General features: G+C 44.9%; 39 protein-coding genes and 1 pseudogene. 4 read left to right on the top strand and 36 right to left on the bottom strand.

The annotated features are described in order from the left end of the window. Positions 1-22: 22 nt before the first annotated feature. From AC07KQ_RS14905 to AC07KQ_RS14780, 26 genes are all read right to left on the bottom strand, one after another. Entirely contained in the window at positions 23-466 is a 444-nt protein-coding gene (locus tag AC07KQ_RS14905; RefSeq protein ID WP_480156667.1) for an ArpU family phage packaging/lysis transcriptional regulator, read from the bottom strand. A 167-nt stretch (positions 467-633) separates the two neighbouring features. Continuing rightward, positions 634-852, bottom strand: coding sequence for a helix-turn-helix domain-containing protein (locus AC07KQ_RS14900; protein WP_480156666.1), 219 nt, complete (start codon positions 850-852; stop codon positions 634-636). Between the two features lie 147 nt (positions 853-999). Further along, complete coding sequence (locus AC07KQ_RS14895) at positions 1,000-1,230, bottom strand: hypothetical protein (RefSeq protein ID WP_289421085.1); 231 nt, start codon at positions 1,228-1,230, stop codon at positions 1,000-1,002. Between the two features lie 2 nt (positions 1,231-1,232). Next, positions 1,233-1,478, bottom strand: a complete 246-nt coding sequence (locus tag AC07KQ_RS14890; protein ID WP_016385959.1) for a hypothetical protein — start codon at positions 1,476-1,478, stop codon at positions 1,233-1,235. Further along, positions 1,475-1,846 carry a hypothetical protein gene (locus AC07KQ_RS14885; RefSeq protein WP_480156665.1) on the bottom strand — a complete coding sequence of 124 codons (372 nt, stop codon included), beginning with the start codon at positions 1,844-1,846 and terminating at the stop codon, positions 1,475-1,477. The genes AC07KQ_RS14890 and AC07KQ_RS14885 overlap by 4 nt, the downstream gene beginning before the upstream one ends. Then, on the bottom strand, positions 1,843-2,049 hold the full coding sequence (locus AC07KQ_RS14880; protein ID WP_015992524.1) for a hypothetical protein: 207 nt from the start codon (positions 2,047-2,049) through the stop codon (positions 1,843-1,845). The genes AC07KQ_RS14885 and AC07KQ_RS14880 overlap by 4 nt, the downstream gene beginning before the upstream one ends. After that, entirely contained in the window at positions 2,042-2,257 is a 216-nt protein-coding gene (locus AC07KQ_RS14875; RefSeq protein WP_015992523.1) for a hypothetical protein, read from the bottom strand. The genes AC07KQ_RS14880 and AC07KQ_RS14875 overlap by 8 nt, the downstream gene beginning before the upstream one ends. Further along, on the bottom strand, positions 2,241-2,774 hold the full coding sequence (locus tag AC07KQ_RS14870; protein WP_480156664.1) for a DUF1642 domain-containing protein: 534 nt from the start codon (positions 2,772-2,774) through the stop codon (positions 2,241-2,243). The genes AC07KQ_RS14875 and AC07KQ_RS14870 overlap by 17 nt, the downstream gene beginning before the upstream one ends. Positions 2,775-2,786: 12 nt before the next feature. Then, positions 2,787-3,545 carry a DNA-methyltransferase gene (locus AC07KQ_RS14865; RefSeq protein WP_015992521.1) on the bottom strand — a complete coding sequence of 253 codons (759 nt, stop codon included), beginning with the start codon at positions 3,543-3,545 and terminating at the stop codon, positions 2,787-2,789. After that, on the bottom strand, positions 3,542-3,805 hold the full coding sequence (locus AC07KQ_RS14860) for a hypothetical protein (RefSeq protein WP_480156663.1): 264 nt from the start codon (positions 3,803-3,805) through the stop codon (positions 3,542-3,544). Before AC07KQ_RS14860 ends, AC07KQ_RS14865 begins: the two co-directional genes overlap by 4 nt. Positions 3,806-3,816: 11 nt before the next feature. Then, positions 3,817-4,200, bottom strand: a complete 384-nt coding sequence (locus AC07KQ_RS14855; protein ID WP_480156662.1) for a DUF1064 domain-containing protein — start codon at positions 4,198-4,200, stop codon at positions 3,817-3,819. Between the two features lie 2 nt (positions 4,201-4,202). Continuing rightward, complete coding sequence (locus AC07KQ_RS14850) at positions 4,203-4,652, bottom strand: hypothetical protein (RefSeq protein WP_480156661.1); 450 nt, start codon at positions 4,650-4,652, stop codon at positions 4,203-4,205. Further along, positions 4,652-4,927 (bottom strand): helix-turn-helix domain-containing protein, encoded by a 276-nt coding sequence (locus tag AC07KQ_RS14845; RefSeq protein ID WP_480156660.1) that lies wholly within the window; start codon positions 4,925-4,927, stop codon positions 4,652-4,654. The genes AC07KQ_RS14850 and AC07KQ_RS14845 overlap by 1 nt, the downstream gene beginning before the upstream one ends. Then, entirely contained in the window at positions 4,924-5,256 is a 333-nt protein-coding gene (locus AC07KQ_RS14840; protein WP_480156659.1) for a hypothetical protein, read from the bottom strand. The genes AC07KQ_RS14845 and AC07KQ_RS14840 overlap by 4 nt, the downstream gene beginning before the upstream one ends. Next, on the bottom strand, positions 5,253-6,035 hold the full coding sequence (locus AC07KQ_RS14835; protein WP_480156658.1) for an ATP-binding protein: 783 nt from the start codon (positions 6,033-6,035) through the stop codon (positions 5,253-5,255). Before AC07KQ_RS14835 ends, AC07KQ_RS14840 begins: the two co-directional genes overlap by 4 nt. After that, positions 6,022-6,819 carry a replication protein gene (locus AC07KQ_RS14830; protein WP_480156657.1) on the bottom strand — a complete coding sequence of 266 codons (798 nt, stop codon included), beginning with the start codon at positions 6,817-6,819 and terminating at the stop codon, positions 6,022-6,024. Before AC07KQ_RS14830 ends, AC07KQ_RS14835 begins: the two co-directional genes overlap by 14 nt. A 14-nt stretch (positions 6,820-6,833) precedes the next feature. Then, positions 6,834-7,271, bottom strand: a complete 438-nt coding sequence (ssb, locus tag AC07KQ_RS14825; RefSeq protein ID WP_480156656.1) for a single-stranded DNA-binding protein — start codon at positions 7,269-7,271, stop codon at positions 6,834-6,836. Between the two features lie 14 nt (positions 7,272-7,285). After that, entirely contained in the window at positions 7,286-7,954 is a 669-nt protein-coding gene (locus AC07KQ_RS14820; RefSeq protein WP_480156655.1) for a putative HNHc nuclease, read from the bottom strand. Next, complete coding sequence (locus AC07KQ_RS14815; RefSeq protein ID WP_480156654.1) at positions 7,929-8,645, bottom strand: ERF family protein; 717 nt, start codon at positions 8,643-8,645, stop codon at positions 7,929-7,931. Before AC07KQ_RS14815 ends, AC07KQ_RS14820 begins: the two co-directional genes overlap by 26 nt. Beyond that, complete coding sequence (locus AC07KQ_RS14810; protein ID WP_480156653.1) at positions 8,645-9,532, bottom strand: DUF1351 domain-containing protein; 888 nt, start codon at positions 9,530-9,532, stop codon at positions 8,645-8,647. The genes AC07KQ_RS14815 and AC07KQ_RS14810 overlap by 1 nt, the downstream gene beginning before the upstream one ends. 17 nt (positions 9,533-9,549) lie before the next feature. Beyond that, positions 9,550-9,753, bottom strand: a complete 204-nt coding sequence (locus AC07KQ_RS14805) for a hypothetical protein (RefSeq protein ID WP_480156652.1) — start codon at positions 9,751-9,753, stop codon at positions 9,550-9,552. A gap of 4 nt (positions 9,754-9,757) precedes the next feature. Beyond that, positions 9,758-9,910: a hypothetical protein gene (locus tag AC07KQ_RS14800; RefSeq protein WP_480156651.1), complete on the bottom strand. Its 153-nt coding sequence runs from the start codon at positions 9,908-9,910 to the stop codon at positions 9,758-9,760. Positions 9,911-9,994: 84 nt separating this feature from the next. Beyond that, a complete protein-coding gene (locus AC07KQ_RS14795; protein WP_096772519.1) occupies positions 9,995-10,351 on the bottom strand; it encodes a DUF771 domain-containing protein in 357 nt (118 codons plus the stop codon). Between the two features lie 82 nt (positions 10,352-10,433). Beyond that, positions 10,434-10,583 carry a hypothetical protein gene (locus AC07KQ_RS14790; protein WP_223602938.1) on the bottom strand — a complete coding sequence of 50 codons (150 nt, stop codon included), beginning with the start codon at positions 10,581-10,583 and terminating at the stop codon, positions 10,434-10,436. Then, positions 10,580-11,341 carry a phage antirepressor KilAC domain-containing protein gene (locus AC07KQ_RS14785; protein ID WP_480156650.1) on the bottom strand — a complete coding sequence of 254 codons (762 nt, stop codon included), beginning with the start codon at positions 11,339-11,341 and terminating at the stop codon, positions 10,580-10,582. Before AC07KQ_RS14785 ends, AC07KQ_RS14790 begins: the two co-directional genes overlap by 4 nt. Then, a complete protein-coding gene (locus AC07KQ_RS14780) occupies positions 11,338-11,589 on the bottom strand; it encodes a helix-turn-helix domain-containing protein (protein WP_016366000.1) in 252 nt (83 codons plus the stop codon). The genes AC07KQ_RS14785 and AC07KQ_RS14780 overlap by 4 nt, the downstream gene beginning before the upstream one ends. Positions 11,590-11,746: 157 nt before the next feature. Between AC07KQ_RS14780 and AC07KQ_RS14775 the strand changes: the two genes are divergently transcribed. The 4 genes from AC07KQ_RS14775 to AC07KQ_RS14760 all read left to right on the top strand — a co-directional run bounded on the left by AC07KQ_RS14775 (position 11,747) and on the right by AC07KQ_RS14760 (position 15,419). Next, positions 11,747-12,520 (top strand): XRE family transcriptional regulator, encoded by a 774-nt coding sequence (locus AC07KQ_RS14775; RefSeq protein ID WP_289441936.1) that lies wholly within the window; start codon positions 11,747-11,749, stop codon positions 12,518-12,520. A 55-nt stretch (positions 12,521-12,575) separates the two neighbouring features. Continuing rightward, a complete protein-coding gene (locus tag AC07KQ_RS14770; RefSeq protein ID WP_480156649.1) occupies positions 12,576-13,373 on the top strand; it encodes an SHOCT domain-containing protein in 798 nt (265 codons plus the stop codon). Positions 13,374-13,463: 90 nt separating this feature from the next. Next, the gene (locus tag AC07KQ_RS14765; protein WP_480156648.1) at positions 13,464-14,090 is read left to right on the top strand and encodes a hypothetical protein; all 627 of its coding nucleotides are present in this window, start codon (positions 13,464-13,466) and stop codon (positions 14,088-14,090) included. Positions 14,091-14,291: 201 nt separating this feature from the next. After that, on the top strand, positions 14,292-15,419 hold the full coding sequence (locus AC07KQ_RS14760) for a tyrosine-type recombinase/integrase (RefSeq protein ID WP_480156682.1): 1,128 nt from the start codon (positions 14,292-14,294) through the stop codon (positions 15,417-15,419). A 232-nt stretch (positions 15,420-15,651) separates the two neighbouring features. On the opposite strand, the gene AC07KQ_RS14755 is transcribed toward AC07KQ_RS14760, so the two are convergent. The 10 genes and pseudogenes from AC07KQ_RS14755 to AC07KQ_RS14710 form a co-directional block, all read right to left on the bottom strand. Continuing rightward, on the bottom strand, positions 15,652-16,815 hold the full coding sequence (locus AC07KQ_RS14755; protein ID WP_289420793.1) for a GH25 family lysozyme: 1,164 nt from the start codon (positions 16,813-16,815) through the stop codon (positions 15,652-15,654). Positions 16,816-16,825: 10 nt separating this feature from the next. Next, positions 16,826-17,272, bottom strand: coding sequence for a phage holin (locus AC07KQ_RS14750; RefSeq protein WP_048488439.1), 447 nt, complete (start codon positions 17,270-17,272; stop codon positions 16,826-16,828). After that, positions 17,265-17,474 (bottom strand): hypothetical protein, encoded by a 210-nt coding sequence (locus tag AC07KQ_RS14745; protein ID WP_045136928.1) that lies wholly within the window; start codon positions 17,472-17,474, stop codon positions 17,265-17,267. Before AC07KQ_RS14745 ends, AC07KQ_RS14750 begins: the two co-directional genes overlap by 8 nt. Continuing rightward, positions 17,455-17,763 (bottom strand): annotated as a pseudogene (locus AC07KQ_RS14740) (hypothetical protein); the annotation flags it as partial. The pseudogene AC07KQ_RS14740 and the gene AC07KQ_RS14745, both read right to left, overlap by 20 nt. Positions 17,764-17,784: 21 nt before the next feature. Continuing rightward, positions 17,785-18,705 (bottom strand): IS30 family transposase, encoded by a 921-nt coding sequence (locus AC07KQ_RS14735; RefSeq protein ID WP_003574021.1) that lies wholly within the window; start codon positions 18,703-18,705, stop codon positions 17,785-17,787. A gap of 221 nt (positions 18,706-18,926) precedes the next feature. After that, complete coding sequence (locus tag AC07KQ_RS14730; protein WP_480156647.1) at positions 18,927-19,070, bottom strand: XkdX family protein; 144 nt, start codon at positions 19,068-19,070, stop codon at positions 18,927-18,929. Between the two features lie 180 nt (positions 19,071-19,250). After that, on the bottom strand, positions 19,251-19,598 hold the full coding sequence (locus AC07KQ_RS14725; protein ID WP_289420796.1) for a hypothetical protein: 348 nt from the start codon (positions 19,596-19,598) through the stop codon (positions 19,251-19,253). 23 nt (positions 19,599-19,621) lie between these two features. Next, the gene (locus AC07KQ_RS14720; RefSeq protein ID WP_289420797.1) at positions 19,622-20,074 is read right to left on the bottom strand and encodes a hypothetical protein; all 453 of its coding nucleotides are present in this window, start codon (positions 20,072-20,074) and stop codon (positions 19,622-19,624) included. 51 nt (positions 20,075-20,125) lie between these two features. Further along, positions 20,126-21,343, bottom strand: a complete 1,218-nt coding sequence (locus AC07KQ_RS14715) for a glycoside hydrolase 5 family protein (protein WP_289420799.1) — start codon at positions 21,341-21,343, stop codon at positions 20,126-20,128. Position 21,344: 1 nt separating this feature from the next. Next, positions 21,345-21,947 carry a hypothetical protein gene (locus AC07KQ_RS14710; RefSeq protein ID WP_480156646.1) on the bottom strand — a complete coding sequence of 201 codons (603 nt, stop codon included), beginning with the start codon at positions 21,945-21,947 and terminating at the stop codon, positions 21,345-21,347. Between the last annotated feature and the right edge of the window lies 1 nt (position 21,948).

Here is a 21,948-nt window from a genome sequence, read left to right as displayed (position 1 = left end):
GAAAAGCGTGTTTTTTGTTGCATCATTGTTGCACGGATGTTGCATCTAGTTTCACTAGCGGACATATTTCAGCAAAAGCATAGAGAGCTTCTTGTGTTTGTCGCCAAAGGGTCGTTCGGTCAACATGCAAGCGATTAGCTAACTGAATGCTGGATTTACGTGTCGTCTTTGGAGTCAGATAACTCTCAACTAAAATGGTTCGGTAGTCTTCGTCCTCTATGGATTCGATAGCACCTTCACAGCACGCTATATAGTACAGCTCGTCAGCGTGCGATACGAGCTTTTCCTCGGCTTTGTTGCCATAGCTAGGTGACTTGGGCATGCCGTCCATCACGGGACTTCTGAGCGCTATTTTGGTGCGTTGAGCGAGCCGCTTGTGATGCCAGTAGTTCCCCAAGACCTCTTTGGCGTTTTCAATTGTTTTGTCATGATCAATTGGGCTAAAATATCTCGTTGCTCGCACCACTGCGTCCACCCCTTATGGTATAATTATTTTGCGGATAATTAATTGTCAGGCGTGCCTTCGTGGTGCGCTTTTGTTATACTGTCTTCGGAGGCCCACTCCAAAATGACTATTACTCTGGTTCAATTTACACACTGGCCTCCGGCGCGTCCCTAATCAGGCGCGCTTTTTTATTTGCTTTCAGAAGGCCGAATGAGCTCCCATGGATCAATCCCAGCTCTATATGCGATTTTATCTAAGGTGTTAAGTGAAACACTACCCTTCCCAGAGATTACATATTCAAGCGTGGTGATGGGTATTCCGATCTCTTTTGCATATTTGGCTTGTGTCATGTTCAGATCGTATATATTCTTCCTAAGGTTTTCGGCCAATGCTCGTTTGCTGTCCAAATTATTCACCTCCTACTACTTAGTTTTCCAGTTAGCCCACATCCACATTGCAGCACCTGAGATTAGCAGCATGACGGCAATCATTGCTTTCCCTCCAATAGCTCCGGATTCTCCCTGAACTTAATCTCTCGTTTCATTTCTCCGCCTCTATTCTTTTAGTAACCACTTGACCAGCTTTTCACCTGACCAAAAAACGAACCATACAACTGTCCCTGCGCCAATTACGAAGATCAAGATAGTCAATGATTTAGCTATCCCGAATTCGATAAAAGGCTTAATGATCCAATTCCAAAGGAAAATGGCAAATCCGTAAATGATTAATCCTGCCCAAGACACTAAAAGAACATAGGCAATGGCGTGCTTGATTTTAATTTTCATTCCTAGATCTCATCGCCTTTCTCGTCGACCTCAATCACGTCCCACTCATATGGCAATTCATCAAGCAAATTGTTGCCAAAGTTGAACTGGCCATTTTCAGCCGATAGATCGTAAAATCGTGCTGCTTTACCATACCCGGGTGTATCTTCCATCAAATATGCAGGGTAGATTTTGTCTTTAAGGTAAATGCGGCCTTCTGCCTTGAAATTTCCAGTTGCCTTAAAGTATCTAGTCTTAGGAAAGTTCATTTCTCCGCCTCCAATTTCACGATTTCGCCGGTTTCCTCAACGCGCCAGACACCTAGCACCCATGCACGGGCGAATGTGTATTCATGGTTAGCTACCCAGTTTAAACTAGGATTACCTGGTTGCTGGCACACAACGCTCAGTTCATGAACAAGTCCAAGTACATTTGATAGGGGCAAATGGTATTGCTTTTGTGTCACAAGTAAATCTGATACACCTTCTGGTATCACCGGCAGATCATCTGGCAAGGCAGCATTGTAACGATCTAAAAGCTTCGCCGGTGAGTCATAGCCTGGGTGGGGATACGGCCTTGAATCGTCATATGCGTCCAATGCGTCCTCGAACACGTCCCGCTTCGTCTCATTGCTCATAGTGCACACCTCCAGCCGGTAGTTTCGAACATTGCATAGGAATCATCAGCGTTCTTCTTTTTTAAGTAATTAAGTTGAAGAACTGCTCGCTCACGGTTGAAGTAGATAGGCGACACACGGTGTGCATTCCCAAAATCAGACACCTTGGCCACGAAGTAACAAGCTCGTCCACCACTTTTTAGGTTCACTTCTTGTTTATTCATCGTCAGTCACCTCGTACGGATACATGTCTTCGTCATCGTAATAAACATTCATGGCAATTGTTTCTGCTTCTGCCTCACTCTTGAAGCGATAAAGAGGATCTCCCATTGTTACCGCGAAGTCTCCAATAACGGCCTTGTGGCGCTTAGACAAGTTGTCAAAGTAATAGTCAATGATACCGGCTTCTTCGCCTCTAACAACCCATGCCATCGTCAGTCACCTCTTCTTTCGTGAATCGTTCACCGTCTAGTCCATACTGTTGAAGCTCATAGTCTGAAAATTCATTATCAAGGCCTCCAGAAGTGTCACTTGCATGAACGTGTCCGTCACTGCCCTTGTAGTAATAACTTGTTTGAGTTTCGGGAACCCTTACTTTGTACTTCTTCTCCTTTGCCACGGTGTAGCCGTTGACATAAGCGTTCATAAGCACCCCTTGGTCATCATTGTCTGGATCACTTTTATCAGAGATAAAGGTATCCGGAAACCTAAAATTTGCGGTAAGCGCTTTTTCAACGATTTTGGCTTGTTCTTCACTTAGAACTTCCTTGTAAGGCTCCTCAACGAACGTGACAACGTGGCCACCCTGCTCATCAGCCACTATTTCAGCCTGTTTCTTACTATGCGTTGTAAGGCAACCTGAGATGTGCGGTACACAGAAACCGGAAGTATCAAAGTCCCAGTATTTACCTTCATCGTTCTTTACTGCGTACAGTTTTTCTTCGCTCATTTTTCGTCCTCCTTACAAAAGCGCCAAAGACATGGTGCTGAGCATTTTCTCTTTTGCCAGCCTGTACATATCCTTCTTAATTTCAAACCCAAAACAAGATCTGCCTAGTTCCGCAGCCGCTCTTAGCGTAGATCCACTACCAGCACACGGATCGATCACAACGTCACCCTGATCGGTGAACAGCTCGATCAGTCTTTTCAGCACTGGGATAGGCTTCTGTGTGGGATGAATCTTAGGATAGGTACTGTCCGTATCCCACCGGAACCAGTTGAATACCATCTGCCCATCATTGTTGAACTTCGGTAACTTGTCGCGGTATAAGACCACGGCGTACTCGGTAGCGCCCACGATCCTCATGTTGGCTTTCAGAGCCTGTGCCGACTGGTTTTTGATGAATATCAGCGGAAAACTGTGTTGGAACCCGTATTTCTCCCCATATTCGATAACCATCTGCATCTGTTGGAATGCGCAAAACACGATCATTGCTGGTGCCTTTCCGCGCTCTTTTGGTTCTTTGACTAGCATGTGACTGCAAAAATGCATGAACTCGGCAACGCGGAAATCAACGTCTGTATCGAAGAACGTCTTGCCAGCCTTACTGCTAGTGCCATTTTTGTCGTTCCCACCAACATACCAAGTTGGGTTTGACCCGTAGGCGTTGTTCCCAATGTTGTAAGGAATGTCAGCAATCACAAGCTGTGCCTTTGGAATACCGTATCGCTTAAAGTTCTGAAAGTGGTCGTTGTAGAGCTCGCACTTTGCTTCGCTCATTTTTCGTCCTCTCTCCCGTAAATATTCTTAACAAGTGCCACAGCTTTCAGATTGGCATATTCGTTTACGTTACCGTCCACATAATCGCCCATAGAAAGCAGCTTTTCTGCACGTTTTAGTGCTTCTTCGTAATTCATCTTTTTTTGCTTTGGTTCTACGGGCACTAGCTTGTAGTCCACATCTTCGTACATGACGCCTACAACCTTGCTAGTCTCTTTGCTGATATAGATGTCATCGAACGTGTCGTCTCCTGTTTTCATTGGTCGTCCTCCTAAAGCTGTTCTTCCGTGAATAGTCCTGTGTGATAGTCATATCTAGCAATCGTGACCGGTATCTTGTACCTGATCATGAACAGCAGCATTCGAAGCCTAGCATCGGTGGTCAATGTAGCGTCTCCGCCTTTAACATCAACAACTTTTGTCAATTCGTTACCGTCATAAAAGCAGTAGTCGGGTGTGTATACGCGTGCTGAATAACGTTTTCCATTGATCTTGAATGCCGACAAAATTTCAAACGATTCTTGAATCGTTACCTTCTGTGGCTTGTTGCGTATCAGCATGTAGTAGGCGCCCTCTGCTTTGCTTGCAAATCGAATGCCATCAATTACGACTGGCTGCGCATTGTACTTGCCTCTGCGTCTCTTGCGAACAACCATGGCTAACGACTCGCAATCTCTTCATGGCCTTTGTTGCGGCGGGGCAACTTGATCTGGAAATCTTCAGCGACAGCTAAAATAAATGACCGTGACTTTCCAACACGTTTTGCAACCTCTGTTAGTGTTTTGCTCTTGCTTGCCGCCTCAGCAACTTGTACTGCATACTTTTTACGGTTAGCTTCCCCACGTTTGTTTACAGCCTTGATGCTGCTGATCAGTGCCACTGACGGCATGTCTCGATTATCAACACCGGATACCGCATGTTTTTCGACAATCGCTTTCTTTGATACAACAATCCGGTTGTTGAACTCTTGCTTCTCAATTTTTGAGAATGCTTCGCTTTTTGAGATATCTAGCTTAACTGCGTTTTCGTATCGCTTTCGCAATTCAGCCTTGAAATCGCGCCACACTTTGTCTCCCTGTTTGTAAACCCGCACTGTTACTTGTGCCATTACTTATCCTCCTGACGTAACTCGATGTATTCTTGCTCGCTAATTGGCTGTTTTAGCTTTTCTGGCGATATCTCCATGGCTTTAGCTATCTTTTTAAGTGTGATCCTCATTACCTCTTTGCCACTAAGAAAACTAGCAATCGTGATGCGACTCACGCCTGCAATCAAGGCAAAACGGTATACAGGAAGGCTAGGATGAACATCAATAAAGTTGCGAAGCCTCTCGCGTGCCCAATCTTGGTCTTCGTTGTTAGTATTGCTCTGGTGTCCAATCATGCCTTTGCCTCCTGCTTAATTAGTGGCGTTTCTGAAAAGTCAAGCGTTGCGAAGTGATTAGCTAGTTTAATTAACTTAAGCAAGCTATCCGAAACTTCACCATCGGCATATATGCTATCTGATGCTTCATGAATCATGCGTGTGTTAGCCTGCACAATGCCCCCAACAAGCACGATGATGTCTTGCCACTGTGCTTCAGTAACGTTTAGGCAACCTTGATCATAATCGCTCTCAATGTCCGCTATCGTTTGATTCAAGGCCATTTCATAGGCCCACAATCGTTTATCCAAGCGTTGCAAATATCTATTTGTCATTTCTTCAGCTGTCACAGTCTTTTCCCCCTTACGTCCGTTAACTTTTCAAAGTTCAATGTGCAGTCTTTTGATTTTGGAATAATTCGGCTGATTAGTTTGCTGTTGTACATATGCTCAAGCTCGCTCATCTCGTTGTTCGTTGTGATAATTGTTGATAGACGAGGACTGTTGCTCTCAAAATCAAGGCGGGCATTTGCAACGCGATACATCAGCTCTTGCATGTCACGTCTCACTGGCTTAATGTCGAGCTTCATACCGCCTTCTGTCCCGAAGTCGTCCAACAACAGCACGTCAGCCTCTTTCATTGCGCGCTCAATGCCCGCTAAACGCTGGCGAACGTCTGGTGCATCGTATTGCAAGCTCATTAGGTTACTCAGCTCTGCTGTTGAAATAAACAGCCCTGACTGGCCTTCATCTCGTAGACTCGTCAGCATCGCCAAAGCAAGGGATGTCTTTCCTGTTCCACGCGGTCCAAACAGAACCACGTTCTTAGGTACTTCCACCATTTGCTTAGTCAGCTTGTATGCACGATTCCCCAGATTCCTAGAGCTTTGCTGATCCGTTTGTAGTTCAGGCTGCCATTTTTCGAACGTAAACTTGGCCGGAACGTTTCCGGGGAAGACTGAGTAGCGATAAATGGCACGTGCCTTTTTACGGTTCAATGCGGCCATAGAGCGTTCGTAGAAGCGTCGTTCAATCTCGGCCTGAGTTGGCAGCTTGCTAACGTCCATTCCTCGCTTGTCAATGATTTCTTGAATGTCACGATGAGTAAACATGCCTTTAGTCTTCTCCATATCCCCAGTTTTCCTTTCTAGGTCTGTTCGGGTTAATCCGGTTTGCGGTGTAGTTGCGGTTGGCCTGTGCCGCCATCATGTCAAATTTAGATCGCAGTTTTGCCGCGCTTAGAATGTTTGCTTGCCAGAATGGATTGAACTGACACCAGTCAATCATCTTATGAATCTTCTCAAACGAACGGTGATCCAACTCGTGCATCTTACGAACGTCATCAGCCCATGACTGCAAGTTTGGTTTCCGGTGTTCTGGATTGTTTCCTTTGATCTTTTCCCAGAGATAGACAGCTTCAATCATTTCAGGAGAGTCGTCAGCATATTCACGCTTGCGTGATTGCTGACTATCTTCTTTCTTTTCATTCTTCTCCTTCTCTTCCTTCTTGTTTGTTGACACTTGATTGACAGTTGATTGACGTTTGATTGACACTTGATTGTCATTGTCCTGATAGTCACACCACTTAGATATTGATATGACGCTATATTTAGTGTTTGATTTGATTGTCAGCATTCCGCTGTTTTCAAATTTATTAACCCATCTCCACACCTGACGCCATGACACTTGATTGTCACGTCGCACACCATCATTCATCTCAAACGCCAACGCGTGGGCTCCTGTCACCAGTTCTCCGCTTGTCACGGATACTTCTTGACCGTTGAATAAGAACTTGCTAGGAGCATGATTTGCTTTCATCAAAATCAGCAGCCAAAGCTTTAGCTGATTCGCGTCAGTCCATACGAAGGACTGGCGTATTTTTCGGTATACTTTTATCCATCCTCCGTCTGCCATGTAATCACCTCAAATCAGAATGGAAGATCATCATCGCTGATATCGACTGGTTGGCTATTGTTAGCAAACCTGTTGCCTTGGCTTGCGGCCGCTGGGTTATTAGCCGATCGTTGTTGGCTTTCCTGAGACGTCTGCCGTGGCTCAAGCAAGGCGAAATTCTCAACGATTACCTCGGTCACGAATACTTTCTGCCCTTGCGCGTTATCATACGTGCGCGTTTGGATATGGCCTTCGATGCCAACAAGTGAACCTTTATGTGTGAACTTAGCGAGGTTCTCAGCTGACTTGGTCCAGATAGCACAACTGATGAAGTCAGTCTCGCGGTTGCCATTTGCGCTACGAAATTGGCGATCAACAGCAATCGTAAATGAACCAACCGCTGTTCCGCTTTGTGTGTAACGCAAATCAACATCTCTGGTTAATCGGCCTGTTAAAGCAACTGAATTAAGCATTTTTTAGTCTCCTTTTATTCGGTACTTGTTTTGTAATGTGGTTGAATTCGTTTAAGTTCGTCAGCCACCAGTTTGATTGGCTTAATGTGATACTTTTGGATAAACGACATGAGGCCAATCGTGTGCTGTTCGCCATGATGAATGCGGCAAAGGGACATGTAGTGATATTGGCTCTCGTCAATCTTGTTACGATTGCGCCCCATGCCAACCGCCTCGTAATGTGCCAAGTCAGCAGGGCGTCCGCAGATAACGCACTTTCGGAAACGGAGGCAGAACCATTGGCGTGCATAGTCGTTGGGTATCATGTCCCACGTCTTCGTCTTAAATGGAACATCGTTGCGGAAGCAAAACTCTAAGATCGTGTAGATCATGTTGCTGGCAGTTGTCATCGAACAGTCACTCAGTGAATATGGTTCAATTGCAAAAATCTCACGTGTATACGACTTCATGAGGCATTCGATCATGTCAACCGTGTCACCGTTCCAGTCTGATATGTCATGCATCAGAGCAAATATCTTTTTGCGTTGATCTGGGCTTATATGACGCCCGTCTTCGACTTCTAACTCAACTGACGGTAGTTTACCCGCGGCAATCTTAGACAGTACATACAAGCTCACAGAGCTATCAGCGGTGATGGTAATTTTATTGCCTGACAACTTATCGAGCCTGCCGTTGATTTTCATTTACGACACCTGCTAGTTTCTTAATTTCGTTCTCAAGCAAGCTTTTTATGCCAGCAGCCGCACTCGGAGTTAATGTTTCGATGCTTGTTGCCTTGCTGCCAAACTTGGCATTGGCTAACCCAATCCATATTTCGGCCAGTTCATTCACCGTCTTCGGCTTGGGATCACCGTTTTTGCTGACCTTCGGCATTTTGTTAAACTGCTGCATAATGAGTTCTTTAATTACTTTGACTGTAGCGTGATCGAGGCTACCATTTGGCTTAGTAGTCCGCTTAGGTTGAGCCTTTGGTGGATTAACTCCGGCCGCAGTACCGTCATCATCATCAAGCTCTGATGTGATGCCGAATGCTGCTGATAGTGAGTATCGACGTGCATATGTCTCAGCAGATCCGAACGCTTGAGCATCGTTCTTTGTAACAGGAACAGACAGCGGCCCCAGCTCAATAAATTGGCCACTAGTGTGGAAAATCAAAGTTGTCACGCTCACCTGGTTTCCTTCGCTAACCACATCTTGTGTGTATGCTAGCCCCGTATCAGGTAGTGCGCGGTCGATTGCATCCACAACACCCTCAAGCTGAACGTAACGAGACTTTAGAAACGGGTTGTCACCATCTTTTGTCGGTTGCTTGACAACTTGCCTGAATGCGTTGATTGCCTTCGCAATCTCGTTTATATCCTCTGATGTGCGCATCATTTACCCTCCATACTGATAAATTCAATGCCTTGTTTTGTCATGAAATCTGCTACACTTTTAGCTTCATCAAAAGTGCCAACAACCTCGAATCCGTAGTGCTTTATTTCTGGCTTTTTAACCACTTCACCGGTATTAGTGTCGACAACTTTGTCACCGATCTTTTTCTGATGGAGTGCATCAATCGCGGCTTGTGCTTCGGCACGTTTCTTAGCTTGTTCAGCCTCACGCTTTTGCCGCTCAACATAGGCATCAATGCGAGCCATAACGTCTAGCTGTGAAGCCCCTTGATCAATCTGTGCAACCCACCCACCAGCATCTAAGCCCGTGGCTTCTGCATATTTGGTAACGGCCTTCTTGGCTGCTTCAAGATCTGCACGCTGTTTGACAATATAATCAGCTGCATCTCCGATTTGCCGCGTGCGTTCAAGCTTACTTAGGCTTTTGTTGAGCCACTTGTCGTTGAACTCAATGTCTTTCAGGTTAATCCCACGTGACTGTGCAATTTCTGTAATGTCATCAAGTACTTGCTCTTTGCGTTGTTCGGCGTCTAATCGTTCTTGTTCTTTGATTCCATCGTTGATGGCTGTTTCAACCGCTGAAATATCGCTAATCATGCCATCAATGACGGATTTGAACGCATCGTATGGTTTGTTGTATTCGCGTTTTATTTCAATACGTTTGTCATTAAGCGCTTTTGACAACTTGCGCAAGTCAGAACGAGACGCTTTCGCCTCTTTCAAAGTTCCTTCAGTGATTACAATTCCACGGTATTTTTCGGCATATAGCTTGATATTGGCCGCAAGCTCGTCTGCATGTTGTAGAGTCAGCACCGATGGCTTATAATCAACTTTGAAGTCAGTAAGTGACAATGTGTTATTTTGCATTATGAATTTCCTTTCTATCAGTCGTTGGTCTGCATACCAGCGGCTTTTTTCATGACTTGTTTGATAATAAATAGGATTGCGTGTGCGCCATCTTCTTGACCCATCGCATACGTTTGATGAGGGTCTGTGTTGTTCGGCCCATAGTCAGTGGCAACCTTGTGATATTTGGCGATCTGACGGTTCGCTTCGGCTAGAATTCGTTCGTATTCCTCATTGGTCATCACGTCATCCCCTTAGTTTTGCTAGTCGAGCACGTAGCTTCTCGTTCTCGGCAAGCAGCATCTTTGCAATTGGTGTGTGGTTGCCGCGAATAATGTCTAACGTCATTTTGTTGTGTTCGTTTAGCAAATCACCAATGGTACGTTCTGCTTCATTCAATCCACTGCCTCCAATTTCCGCTGTGGCCTAAGCAGTGACCAATGATCACGCCAAAGCCACCAGCAATTAGTAAATAACCAATCATTATTTGTCCTTCTCTCTAAGTGACCTTGAAATCTCTGGGAACCATTTGTCTAAGAAGTCGAGCCATGGTTTCGGATGAAACAGATACCCCTTTTTGCCAGGCGGTGGATATGAAACCACGGTATCTTGCAAGAACTTGTGGAAGCGTGGGACGTTCAAGATATTGTTAACTACCCACGTGTTGTTATGTCCTTCGACATAGCTTGTTGCGGTGGTGAGCGTCCACATTCCTCGTGCTGCTAGCTTGCGTTTGAGTTCTTGGTTCTCCTCGATCATCTTTGCCAGTTCCTCTTCATCGACCGCTAAATACTTTTTGCTTGAAATCTGATCATCTTCAACAACCTGCAACAGTGGCATGGCATTTCCTCCTTTCCTGTGATTGCCTCCTTAGCTTTTTACAGCCATAACTATTTCCGCTTCTTAATGGAGAGTTTGGATTCTAACGCCCAATGAGTGACAAAGCGGTTTTCAGAACTGCTTCTTCTTGATCGAGCGACAATTCGCTCATGCTAGCGATCAAGCTCAATGCTATTTGTGCAAACATCTCTTGTTCATAAGGTGCTTGCTTTTTTGTGTTGCGTTCGTTCATACTGTCATCCCCTTTTGTAGAAACTTGTTGATAAAATACTGCTGGCCTTTTCCGGTTACCTTGGTCGTCTTGGTGATTCGCACGCTGCCATCTGGGTTCTGGAATGTGCGTTCCTTGATATCGAACAGGCCTAAGTCCATTGCCCGTTGTGTCGGCATGTTGCGGCGATCTCCACTGCCAATCAGGTATCCGTGTTCCCGCAGCCAAGCGAACAGCCTATTCTGGCCAATATCCACACCGTTCTGGCGGATGAGCTTGGCTAAGTCACCGATGAGAATGCTTGTGTGGCTGGTGGCTACTGCGTCTGCAAACAGTGCTTTAGGTTTCATTGTTTCGTTATCAGCCTTAAGTGCCGCTGTTTTGGCTTGTTCGTCCTTTAGCTGCGTTGCCAGATCGATAATGAAGTCTGGATTATAGATGGCCTTCTCAATCGTTTCAGGCGTCATATAAGCACCATGCTTGCGGATTGATGGGAGAACTTCATGCGTTACCCAACGGTTAAAACGTTTGGCCGCTGGTTTTCGACTAGCACCAATCAGTTTGTATAGCCCCGGTTCGCTGATGAAATTGGTCTCGCCTGATAAGCCCCCTAAGTTAAACTTAGTCACCTCATCGCCGTCTAATGATTTCAACGCTACCGTTGTGTTTGTTAGTTTCAGCGCATTCGTAACATCCGGTGCTGAAAACCAGATAATGCCGTTGGAGCTGACAGTCCGAATTTGGTTATCTTCGAACTGAAATAGTTGTAGTTCGTTCATACCGTCATCCCCTTAGGTCGCGTTATTGCGACTTTTTTCTTTAAAAAAATATCAATTGCTTCCTGATCGCTAAGAGGGATGAATTGCATCATTTTGAATATTTCTTGTGCCGTGAAGTCTTTTCCACCCCGCTGCATTTTCCGAAATAATGTGCTTCTTGCGATCCCTAATGCTAAAGCTAGAGAATCTTGAGTGACGTGTCGTTCTGTCATAAGTCCCTTTAAACGATCCAAATTCACATTAACCATATATGATTCTCCTTTCTGTCGCATTCCTGCGACTTGATGAACTAAGCATAAATCGCTTATAAGCAAGTGTCAATATAAAAATCGCAAATATGCGACTTTTGTTGTTGCAAATTTGCGACGTCGGTTTATAATTGTAGCCATACAGGAGGTGCCACATATGAACGTTGGAGAACGAATGAAAACTATTCGTAAACAAAAAGGCATTAGCGCAGATTCTCTTGCCGCCAAAATTGGTGTCTCTAGATCAACGGTTTTTCGATATGAAAAAGGAGACATCGAAAAGGTTCCAATTGAAGTAGTTGCAAAGGTAGCGAATGCCCTCGATATTAAACCAGAAGTTTTAATGGGTCTGAAAGCTGACACCGTTGTGGACAAGATTCATGACACGGTGGTTCAACTCCACCCCGAACGTCAGCAAAAAGTTTACACGTACGCGGAAAAGCAGCTCAATGAGCAGCAGAACCCCGACAACGTTGTCAGCTTAGATGAAGCGCGTGTAGAACGTAATCTCGATGAACCAGAGTTCAATGTTGAGGTTGATGGTATTGTGGCCGCTGGATATGGTGCCTTTAATGATGATCGCGATGAACCAATGGACACAGTTAAGATTCCAGACAGTGCTATTCCGTCTCACTACGATTACTGTTTTAAAGTTGTCGGCGACAGTATGCATCCTACCTATGATGATGGTGAGTTTGTCTTTGTTCAAAAAACACAAGATGTTACTAACGGCATGATCGCGGTAGTTGATATTGATGACATGACATTCATCAAAAAACTGATATTCGAGCAAGATCGTCTGTGCCTTCGGTCATTGAACGATGACGTAGATGAAGAAACTGGCGAACGTATCTACCCGGACTTCTACGCTGACGACACAGACAATATTGAAGTGATTGGTAAAGTTGTCGGATCATACGCATTCAAATAATCTTACGTCCAAGCCCTGATCGACGTTAAAAGCTGAATTTTTTGGAGGGAGAAATATGGCTTGCACTTGCGGTGTGGATGGCATTAAAATTGAGTCTTTTACTGGGAAGGTTGAGCTAAGCGATGGTATTTGGGTATGCGTACCACACTGGAAACAAGCGGGCTTTAGTACGCTAGAAGCAACTAAATATGGACAACAGCTCACAATTGATAGATTCAAAGAGATTTTAGAAAGTGGCCGTTCAGGGAAAGAATATTTAACAAGCGAAAATAAAACGTCATTTCAACTATCAACCAACGCTTTAATTCAACCAAATGAAATTGGCAAGTTGCAGATAGCCATAGCTCGCGACTGGGAATCTAACGAGGAGGTACTTATAGCTCTTAAAGGCGCATTCAAAGAATATTTGATTGTGACAAGGTCATATCTTTACATTTTTAAGTCAGGCTTTATGACCGGTCATTTTGTCGGCCAGAACCGATTTAAAATGCCGATTGCAAACATCACAAACGTCGAAGTTGATACTCATTTATTGACTGGATACTTTGAAGTAGCAGCGGGAGGAGTTCAAAATCTACCACGAAATTATTGGTCTACTGACTCAAAAACTGATCCTGCTAAATCTCCAAACACAATATCTTTAAACAGCAATTTATTCGATGACTTTAGAAAAGCATCAGACCTGATAAACGAATTGATTATGGACATCAAGTTATCCCCCTCAACAAGCGTTCAATCATTTTCAAAGTTGGATACTCCAGATGAACTTAGAAAATATAAGTCTCTTTTAGATGATGGCATTATTAATGAACAAGAGTTCAATGCTAAAAAGAAGCAGCTTCTGGGACTGTAGTTTTTTCCTCAACACAAGCTGAACCATATGGCAATCTTACGTCCAAACCCTGATCGACGTTAAAAGCTGAATTTTTTGGAGGGATTCATTATGAAAAAGAAATTGTCAGTACAACATTTTTTGCTGGTGCTGGGCACAGTTTTGGTAGCTGCAATCGCCATATTCATCACTCCTCCGACTCTGGCACAAGCTAAAGCCGCTGAGGCAACATTGATTCCTGGCACATATACCGTTGGAGAGGAGCTCAAGTCTGGGCGATACACGGTCAGTTCTACTTCAGGCACGGGTAACTTTCTCAACCAGCCGAAGAAATCAAACGGACAAGACGTCAATGAGATTTTGGGATCAGATGAGTCTGCAACCACATCTGCCGTAACAGCCACCTTTAAAAAAGGCGACCAGGTTGAGATTTCCGGCATGACATCAGCACACTTTGTGCCCGTAACATCGCGTAATAAGAAAAATACCAGCAGCCTCGGCACGGGATATTGGACTGTTGGTAGGGATATCAAGAAAGGCAAATATACGGTGTCCCCAGCAGCAGGCGCATCCGGTAACTTCTTTGTTCAACCTAAGAATCTATTTGGCACAGACATCAATGAAGTTTTAGGATCCGATTCATCCGCTGGTCAGGTGCCAAAGGTAAACGTCAATTTGAAAAAGGGTGACACCGTGATTATCGGAGGAATGCCATCCGTCTCATTCACAAAACGATAAGAAACTACAATCATGATAATTGATAATACACAAAAAAGTCCTTCCCCCACGCAAGCGGCGTCCCCGTGCAAGCCGGAGAGTGGGGCTGGATACAAAATAAAAAGCGCCTACCCCACCGAATGGGTAGACGCCTAAAAGAACGTGACTGCGTGGTGGGTGCAATAGCACCCGTCTGTATTATAGCACAAGGAGGTGTAAATGATGGCCAGCATTAGTAAACGTGGCAAAAAATGGCAATATCGTGTCTCTTACAAGGATAATGATGGAACACGCAAGTATGTCAACAAGGGTGGCTTCCCCTCAAAAAAAGCTGCTGATATAGCGGCAATCGAAGTCGAACGTCAGCATAATCGCGGTGCAAATTTGGATCTTAACAAGATAACGTTAATCGACTACTGGGACAAATGGATTGAGCTGTACAAATCTGGTAAGCATTCTCGTATCACTGAAGCTCGGTATAAAACAATTCGTAAACAGTTATTAGCCTATTGGGGCGAAAGCCGTGAACTAAAATCAATTTCAAAATCAGACTGGCAGGCATTTATCAATGAGTTTGGCAAAAAAAGGGCTAAAGATACAGTCAGCAAATTGAATGGATATGTTCGCTCAATGGCTGATTCTGCCGTCGATGACCAAATAATATATACTAACTTCACTCATAACGTTGTCCTCACTGGTAATGAAGGCCAAGCAGGAATCATCAAATATTTGCAAGTAAAGGATTTGCGCAAGCTCGTCAATTACTGCCTAGAATTTGCCGACTACGAGCATATTGCTTACTACATCATCGCAACCGGGGCACTGACCGGAGCTAGGTATTCTGAAGTTCTTGGGCTCACGTGGGATCGTGTTGATCTTAAAAAGCGCGTTGTGCACATTACCAGAACGTGGGATCACAGATATGGCAGCGGCTTTGCTGCTACTAAGAACAAATCAAGTGTACGTGACATCGACATCACGAGAGAACTTGCAGACTTGCTTTTACGTCTCAAGAAAGAACAGCAAGAGGTCTACCTTGTTCAGGCATATCGTGATAGCAAACAACTATTATTTCGCAGCATACGGCATAACATGCTATCGAGCACGGCAATTAATAAGGATCTAAGGACGATCGAGAAGACTCTCGACATTTCCCCCGCGATTACTTTCCATGGGCTTAGACACACTCACGTTTCCTATTTGATTGCCAATCACGTTGACATTAACTATATTTCAAAAAGACTTGGGCATGCCAATACAATGATCACTCAAAAAGTCTACGCTCATCTTCTTGAAGATCAAAGAAAAGAGCAGGTATCCCAGACGCTACAAGCACTTTCGAGGCTTTAGCTTGTGCACATTTTGTGCACATGATGAAAAAAACAACCGAAAATAAAAGGAAACAAAAATCCCGGAATGCCTTTATAACAGCATTCCGGGAAGCTATAGAAAGCATCTAGAAGCATAAAAACGGAGAGTAAGGGCGAAAACAAACGTATATATAATAGTAGAAAACAACTTTTTGTGCATATTTTGTGCACAAAAATAAACCTCCCGCCATTGCTGGTAGGAGGCATTTTTGTTACCTGATGTATAGGCTTTCGCCCGGATAAATCAGGCTGTAGATTGACTTGCCGTTGTTAGCGGCCAGTGTGTACATACTGATGCCATACTTTCTGGCAATACTCCAGAAGCTATCACCAGAGCGGACTGTGTAGTACGTGTGCGCATAGGTTTGCACATTTGAACTGCGCGAACCATAGCTCTCACCACCATTTACGCCCAAGGCAACATAATGATACCTGCCTGAGTAGCTGAGATAACGTGCCCAAACATATGTGCCACGGATATACACGTGATCATAAATCACACTTTCACCGGGTGCATAGCTACCAACGGATGCATATCCGGTGCCGGCACCAGTGCGGATGTTAACAGTCGCGGACGGCTTGAAAACACCAGTTTGCGCATAGTCGACATCACTGGCCGCTGTTGAAGTAGACGGTTGCGATGGTGTTGCGGGCTTTGATGGCGCGACAGGTTGTTGACTGTAGCCATTATCGGTTACGCCAAGCAAGTCAACGTTGCCATCAAGACCACCTGCCGCATGCATAGAAGTAAATTGGTAGAGCGCAATGCCGGGCATTGACGGGAATACACCATAATCTGGCAATGCCCGAATCTGATAGTCCGGATAGGCCGCGATCCACAGTGAATTGGGAAACTCCGCTAGAATGCGCTGATAGTCAACGTGTGCCAGTGTATACGGCTTGTAGCTGTAATACATTGGCGTATATCCCGCCTGCGCAATGCGCCGCATACCATATAGAATGGCATCGGTATTGGCAGCCATACTTGATGAGGCACCGTCCTCATAATCAAGAGCAACAATAGAACCTTTCGGCGTTAGAATCTTGGGAAGGAAGTAGTCAAGTGCCTGTCGACCAATATCAGCACTGCCACCGACCCCGTACCACAGATAAGTATGGGCTTTGAGTCCATTCGCCTGTGCTGCCTTGACTTGGCTTGCATACGTCCATTGATCATACAGCGTACCGCCTTGTGTACCGCCAGCCTGAATGATCGCGAAATTGTTATTCGTGCCATATTTCCCGTTGGCTCCCTGATAAACTGCCCAGTCCACACCGATGTCTCCCTTAGCCGCATTGACCTGTGATGGCAGGGCAAAAGAAATAGCCGCCAAGAAGGCGACTACCAAAGTGATGAGTTTAGTTTTAAATTTCATGGTGCCCTCCTTATTGCTGTGGAGCAACAGATGATGGTGCCAGCTGAGCCTTAACTGCGTCTGCGGCAGCTTGAGCTGCGGCCGCTACTTTGTCTTGATTAGATGCTTCCTGATCAACTGTCTTTTGTGGATAGGTTTCTGCTAGGCTATCTTTCAAGTCCGCAAAAGCTTTTTCAACCGCGTTGGCAATTGTCTGCTCGTCTGTGCTGGTGAAACCAAGCGATTTCAAACCATCTTTAACTGCTTGAATGGCAGTCGATTTCTTAACCGCACCGTCAATCGCCTGTGTCACACCGAGCTGTTCTGCCGCAGTTACGGCTGCGTTTGCCAATGGGCCTAATACCTTTACCAAGGTGAGTGCCTGCTTGTTAGCAAGCAATTGTTTTGAGATCCAAGCCCCAATGATCGGGATTGCTGCTACTGCGAGTGATACTAAAAGTTCTGTCCAATTATTCATGATTGTTTTCCTTTCTGAGGCGCTCATTTTCACGTCTCAAACGGTCATTATCTGCGCGTAATCTGTCGTTCATGTCCTCAAGCTCATCATGCCTGTTCTTCCGTTTACCCTCGCGGTAGGTCAGATAAGCAATAAGCGTTGGAACGATGGTTGCAATGTATGGAGTAGAATCGACAATGATTTTAGTTATCGCTGCTGTCACGGCTATCACTCCTTCGTGCCAGAATCAGCACGAAGGCTGTTATGATCGCATTGCTGATCCAACTTGTGTAGATTCCAGTTGAGATTGATGTCAGGAATTGTAGTATTGTCAAGAATGACATCAAGAAACTGGTAGTTGTGAGTAACAGACGATTGATTGTTGCCGGCTGTTCTTCCCATAACACCCAACCCCCAATCCCGAGTCCATCAATTACAAACAAAAACCCCACAATGTCATCGTTTAGCCAGTCAGAATAGTGCGGGGGCCAGATGAAATAATAGTCGTTGATGCCTAGATTGCAATAATAAAGTTACCACCTAGAAAGAGGCTTGCTCACTGCTTGAACTGGGGTTTGCCAACGGAGACATTTTCTAGGTTTGTTATTGATAAGCGCTGTGGCTTGTTGAATATCGGTCTCTGAAACCTGATCAAACTGTGTTCCCTTCGGGAAATAGTAGCGAAGTTCTCGATTGAACCGTTCATTTGTGCCCCGTTCATTCGGGTGATAGGCGTGGCAAAAGTAAACCGGTATCCGATAGCGCTTTGTAAGCGCCTGATCGCAGGAAAACTCTTTACCGTGATCAACCGTCACTGATCGAACCGGACCCGGAAAGTCCACCATCAGTCTTGCAAATCCCTTGAGAACAGCATTTTGTGATAAGTTTTCAAGCTTAGTTGTCGCCATTAAACGTGTCACCCGATCGACAATGGTCAAAACAGCAGCCTTTGACCCGCGACCACCGCGAACTGTATCCATCTCTAAATGTCCTTTTTCGGTTCGCCGATTAGCTGACTCACTGCGAATCTCAATTGAGGTGCCTACTGCTTGGTTATAGCGCGACCGAAGGTCTTGTCTTCTTTTATGACGTTTACCGTGATCAAAGAGTTGGCTTGGCTGAAAATCGACTTGTCTTTGATAAATCCAGTGGTAAATCGTGTGTGGCGCACAGTGAACGGCATAACCGACCATTTCAGGGGACCAACCTAGGTTTAGCTTCTCAGTTACCATCCGCTTCAACTTAGGCGTTAAAATCGAGTGCCGACCACAACGATGCCGACAAGTATCGGCATGATCCTGAGCTATAATGGCGCAGTAATCACCTTCAGGGCAACGGTGAAGCTCATGCCTAATAGAAATACGAGAGCGGCCTAAGGTCGCGGCGATGTATTGAATCGTGTGGTGTTGCATCAGTTCTATCTGAGATCGTTCAATTAAGGTTATAATGGCCATGGGACCTGTCCTTCTCTCTAGATGGTATGTTATGCAAACACCATTTTAGCAAGAACGGACAGGTCTTTTTTCACATTTTCTGGGTGGTAACTTTAATTATGCAATCTAGGGATGATTAGAAAAAAGCCAATGGCAACCATGCCAATGGCGAGTGCTGCGTGTGTCGGGTGATCTCTGATTTTATTTAGCATTGTCATCACTTCCTTCCACAAAAATAGCCGCTAGCTTTTACTGGCGACTTGCTTAAGAAGCTCATCCACTTCCGCTTGGCTAATCCAGCCGACACTCACGAAAAGTGGCAAGTCATCCTTAGTGTAAATTCCCATATTGAAATAACTGATCACCATATTCTTTAGTTCATCCATCGTGTTAACCTCCTTGAAATGACTGACGATATTAAAAAAGACGCCTAAGCGTCTGGAAAATTTCGATCATAAAATTTCTTCAATCGTTGTAGCTCTACTTGCCACTTAGTGTTCTGATCATCAGGCAAAATCTCACCCAGCCTGCTCAAAGCAGTAAAGCTAAAGTAATTCCTTTCAGCTTCATGCTTTGGCCTCATTGTTTTTTGCCGCGACGAGAGTTGCAACTTGTTTAGCCAAACTTGCATTCGAAACAGTTAAGTTTGCTACCTGCTTAGCCAATTCGGCATGGATAAGATCGTCAGCCGATGGATTGGACACTGGCTGCACGGGCTCATAGTTTGCATCCGCCACCAAGCGGCCATTGATTAATTTTGTGTGCCCAATAACAGCTGCTTGAAAATCCGCCTCGGGCACCTCACATACATTCAGACCGTCATCAGTGATTTCTCCAGCTTTACGCCGTGTCGCATCGGCTATTCCTTTTACCATAATGGTTCGATCATCGTTCAATTTAAACATTGCTAACATTTTCCTTTGCCTCCTCACACTGATTAATATAAAACGCGTTCTCCAGTTGGCGGATCATCAATCGTTCGATACGTCAGAAACCCACCAAAGTCGTATTTGCCATCGGGTACGTCAGTGTTAGTCAATCCTTTTAGAGCCCCGTTTTCAATGTAGATAGTCATAAAAGATCCACGTAATCCCGTGCTCCCCAGCACGCCCTGTGCATTTTCGCCCACGGTATACCCTGCCGGGAACTGGTTAATGATAGTATCCCAAGATAAAGCCTTCGTGATTTGAACCTTAACCAAAGCCTGAACAATGTTACCTTTGCGATAGAAAATGATTAGTCCATCACTGATAGCCCCCGTAATGTTTGGTGACATTACGTGCCGGTATTCAGCTGATCCTTCATCATTTGCTGCCAAAATATCAAAGTTCTTCTGAATTACTTCTGGGCCTTCTTTCATGCCAGTAAAGATTTTGTCTAAATTTGTCATGTTTACCTTCCTTTCTGTGCCAAAAAAAGACGCCTAAGCGTCTGCGATTTTTTATATCAATTTTAGATACTGGACTGCTGGCAACCCTTTTAAGGTGATCGTCTTGCCGGCAATATTCACTTCAAAATTTTGCGGATAAAATACAGGCGTCCAGTACACTAAGATGTCCACTTCATCCGGCTTTGAATACCGCAGACAATATACCTCATTCATCAACTCGCTGTCTTTCGAGACTTGAATCCGTTCTGCTAGTGTGTAACCACTTAAGGTCCCAATCAAGTTTGCGACTGCCTGACCAACAAGATTTGGGGTACAATCCTGATTCAGGATTGAGTAGTTCTTGCCCGCTTTCAAGGCATACAACGAGATGATTGGAAAATCGAGCAAATCTTGAACTAAGATTTCCCGAACAGTCAAATTAGCCGCGCTTTCCCAGTCCCAATAACCTTGCCACTTATAAGTCTCATCGCCATACTCAGAACGAGAAAAGCCAAACTCAGTGCTGATGATTGGTTTGCCTTGTGCAGATGGCGGCATATCCCGCATCAGTGAATCTCGCAACAGAATCTCTGGTCGTCCGCCATTGACCGCCTGCATAATATAGGGGTGGAAGCTAACCAAATCAGCGTTTAGATCAAACAGGCCAAATTTATCAGCATAAATCACCATGTCGTGGGTACTGTGACCCTCAGCATCGCGGTAATTGAGATATCCGGTGCTAGATAATGTTGCATAAGTGCCAGTCGGGTCATGATTCTTGACCAGTTGACCAAACCACTTGTCAAAGTCAACCCATGCCCGCATCGTGTCTTCCCGTGTACTTGCAGCGTTGCCATCGTTTGACCAGAAGCCACCGTTTGCCTCGTTGAAACCTTCCCAAAGAATATTTTGGTTGGCATATCGCATAACCAAGGTTTGACAAATTTCTTTGAAGTTAGCCAGTTCATCCGGCGTAAAGCGAGAGTGAGTTGTAGGATCGTCTGCGTTTGACGGCCAATTGCTCCAAGGCAACGAATAAATGTTAACAATCAGGTTAAAATCTAGTTTAAGCGCAGACGTCAGTGCTGAATCGAACTGCGCTGGGTCAAAATTTTTGGTGCCAGTTACATAATCAGGTGCAATTTCAAGATTGAACCTCATGTACTTTAGACCCATTTTTTGCGCTGACTTTAGTTGCATGTCAAGATCCGCGTCTTCTTGCCAAGCCATGACGCCTAGCTTGTCAGTAATGGGGCGTCGCTTGGCAACATGCTGTGTTTTTGTAAACATATCACAACCCTCGATCACTCAATTGAATGGTGCCACTGGCAAAGAATTCGCTGCCATCAGAATACTGCGTTGCCTCCGTCGAAGCATCAATGAATCCTTCAAAGAAAAGTAAACCATTGTCAGTCGTATTCATAGTCCTCAACACTAGTGATGGTTGAAACACGTCTACCTTCGTTGCCAAAAACCTTTGCGGAATATATCCGGGAACTTTTAGCTGATTAGGTAGATAAAAAATTGCCGTATCATCGCTGCCCCACTTGCCACTTAAAAGTGCCTGCTTAATTTTAAAGTGAATGGCAAAACTCAGGGCCTGAAAAGTTCCCACAGACAAGACGCGATAACGCAATTCTTGAACGCTATCAATATTGCTGCCAAACTTAAGTCCATCTTGAAGCCAGCCCGTATCTACTGTTGGCAAAAACCGGCCGCTATCTTTATATTGCGGAATCGTATCGAACGTTTTGACGCCTTCGATAGTTTGTGCGGATTTAAGATCGACTACATTATCTTTAAGTTCATCAATCTCAGTTTGCAACATCGTGAAGTTGTTTTGCAGTGCTTCGACGCTGTTTTGCATGCCATTTTCGATATTAATAAGTGCCATT

Source organism: Lacticaseibacillus sp. YLM2-1 (assembly GCF_056583465.1).
This window is presented reverse-complemented; position numbering and strand designations above follow the sequence as displayed.

Excerpts from the sequence above, each read along its gene's own strand:
- ssb (WP_480156656.1), bottom strand. The coding sequence starts at position 7,271 with ATGCTTAATTCAGTTGCTTTAACAGGCCGATTAACCAGAGATGTTGAT.
- AC07KQ_RS14710 (WP_480156646.1), bottom strand. The coding sequence starts at position 21,947 with ATGGCACTTATTAATATCGAAAATGGCATGCAAAACAGCGTCGAAGCA.
- AC07KQ_RS14810 (WP_480156653.1), bottom strand. The coding sequence starts at position 9,532 with ATGCAAAATAACACATTGTCACTTACTGACTTCAAAGTTGATTATAAG.
- AC07KQ_RS14830 (WP_480156657.1), bottom strand. The coding sequence starts at position 6,819 with ATGGCAGACGGAGGATGGATAAAAGTATACCGAAAAATACGCCAGTCC.
- AC07KQ_RS14895 (WP_289421085.1), bottom strand. The coding sequence starts at position 1,230 with ATGAAAATTAAAATCAAGCACGCCATTGCCTATGTTCTTTTAGTGTCT.
- AC07KQ_RS14770 (WP_480156649.1), top strand. The coding sequence starts at position 12,576 with ATGGCTTGCACTTGCGGTGTGGATGGCATTAAAATTGAGTCTTTTACT.
- AC07KQ_RS14835 (WP_480156658.1), bottom strand. The coding sequence starts at position 6,035 with ATGGAGAAGACTAAAGGCATGTTTACTCATCGTGACATTCAAGAAATC.
- AC07KQ_RS14715 (WP_289420799.1), bottom strand. The coding sequence starts at position 21,343 with ATGTTTACAAAAACACAGCATGTTGCCAAGCGACGCCCCATTACTGAC.
- AC07KQ_RS14760 (WP_480156682.1), top strand. The coding sequence starts at position 14,292 with ATGGCCAGCATTAGTAAACGTGGCAAAAAATGGCAATATCGTGTCTCT.
- AC07KQ_RS14780 (WP_016366000.1), bottom strand. The coding sequence starts at position 11,589 with ATGGTTAATGTGAATTTGGATCGTTTAAAGGGACTTATGACAGAACGA.
- AC07KQ_RS14720 (WP_289420797.1), bottom strand. The coding sequence starts at position 20,074 with ATGACAAATTTAGACAAAATCTTTACTGGCATGAAAGAAGGCCCAGAA.
- AC07KQ_RS14860 (WP_480156663.1), bottom strand. The coding sequence starts at position 3,805 with ATGAAAACAGGAGACGACACGTTCGATGACATCTATATCAGCAAAGAG.
- AC07KQ_RS14865 (WP_015992521.1), bottom strand. The coding sequence starts at position 3,545 with ATGAGCGAAGCAAAGTGCGAGCTCTACAACGACCACTTTCAGAACTTT.
- AC07KQ_RS14890 (WP_016385959.1), bottom strand. The coding sequence starts at position 1,478 with ATGAACTTTCCTAAGACTAGATACTTTAAGGCAACTGGAAATTTCAAG.
- AC07KQ_RS14765 (WP_480156648.1), top strand. The coding sequence starts at position 13,464 with ATGAAAAAGAAATTGTCAGTACAACATTTTTTGCTGGTGCTGGGCACA.
- AC07KQ_RS14730 (WP_480156647.1), bottom strand. The coding sequence starts at position 19,070 with ATGGATGAACTAAAGAATATGGTGATCAGTTATTTCAATATGGGAATT.
- AC07KQ_RS14880 (WP_015992524.1), bottom strand. The coding sequence starts at position 2,049 with ATGAATAAACAAGAAGTGAACCTAAAAAGTGGTGGACGAGCTTGTTAC.
- AC07KQ_RS14885 (WP_480156665.1), bottom strand. The coding sequence starts at position 1,846 with ATGAGCAATGAGACGAAGCGGGACGTGTTCGAGGACGCATTGGACGCA.
- AC07KQ_RS14785 (WP_480156650.1), bottom strand. The coding sequence starts at position 11,341 with ATGAACGAACTACAACTATTTCAGTTCGAAGATAACCAAATTCGGACT.
- AC07KQ_RS14820 (WP_480156655.1), bottom strand. The coding sequence starts at position 7,954 with ATGAAAATCAACGGCAGGCTCGATAAGTTGTCAGGCAATAAAATTACC.
- AC07KQ_RS14790 (WP_223602938.1), bottom strand. The coding sequence starts at position 10,583 with ATGAACGAACGCAACACAAAAAAGCAAGCACCTTATGAACAAGAGATG.
- AC07KQ_RS14755 (WP_289420793.1), bottom strand. The coding sequence starts at position 16,815 with ATGAAATTTAAAACTAAACTCATCACTTTGGTAGTCGCCTTCTTGGCG.
- AC07KQ_RS14875 (WP_015992523.1), bottom strand. The coding sequence starts at position 2,257 with ATGGCATGGGTTGTTAGAGGCGAAGAAGCCGGTATCATTGACTATTAC.
- AC07KQ_RS14735 (WP_003574021.1), bottom strand. The coding sequence starts at position 18,705 with ATGGCCATTATAACCTTAATTGAACGATCTCAGATAGAACTGATGCAA.
- AC07KQ_RS14815 (WP_480156654.1), bottom strand. The coding sequence starts at position 8,645 with ATGCGCACATCAGAGGATATAAACGAGATTGCGAAGGCAATCAACGCA.
- AC07KQ_RS14855 (WP_480156662.1), bottom strand. The coding sequence starts at position 4,200 with ATGGTTGTTCGCAAGAGACGCAGAGGCAAGTACAATGCGCAGCCAGTC.
- AC07KQ_RS14725 (WP_289420796.1), bottom strand. The coding sequence starts at position 19,598 with ATGTTAGCAATGTTTAAATTGAACGATGATCGAACCATTATGGTAAAA.
- AC07KQ_RS14750 (WP_048488439.1), bottom strand. The coding sequence starts at position 17,272 with ATGAATAATTGGACAGAACTTTTAGTATCACTCGCAGTAGCAGCAATC.
- AC07KQ_RS14870 (WP_480156664.1), bottom strand. The coding sequence starts at position 2,774 with ATGAGCGAAGAAAAACTGTACGCAGTAAAGAACGATGAAGGTAAATAC.
- AC07KQ_RS14775 (WP_289441936.1), top strand. The coding sequence starts at position 11,747 with ATGAACGTTGGAGAACGAATGAAAACTATTCGTAAACAAAAAGGCATT.
- AC07KQ_RS14795 (WP_096772519.1), bottom strand. The coding sequence starts at position 10,351 with ATGCCACTGTTGCAGGTTGTTGAAGATGATCAGATTTCAAGCAAAAAG.
- AC07KQ_RS14850 (WP_480156661.1), bottom strand. The coding sequence starts at position 4,652 with ATGGCACAAGTAACAGTGCGGGTTTACAAACAGGGAGACAAAGTGTGG.
- AC07KQ_RS14845 (WP_480156660.1), bottom strand. The coding sequence starts at position 4,927 with ATGATTGGACACCAGAGCAATACTAACAACGAAGACCAAGATTGGGCA.
- AC07KQ_RS14805 (WP_480156652.1), bottom strand. The coding sequence starts at position 9,753 with ATGACCAATGAGGAATACGAACGAATTCTAGCCGAAGCGAACCGTCAG.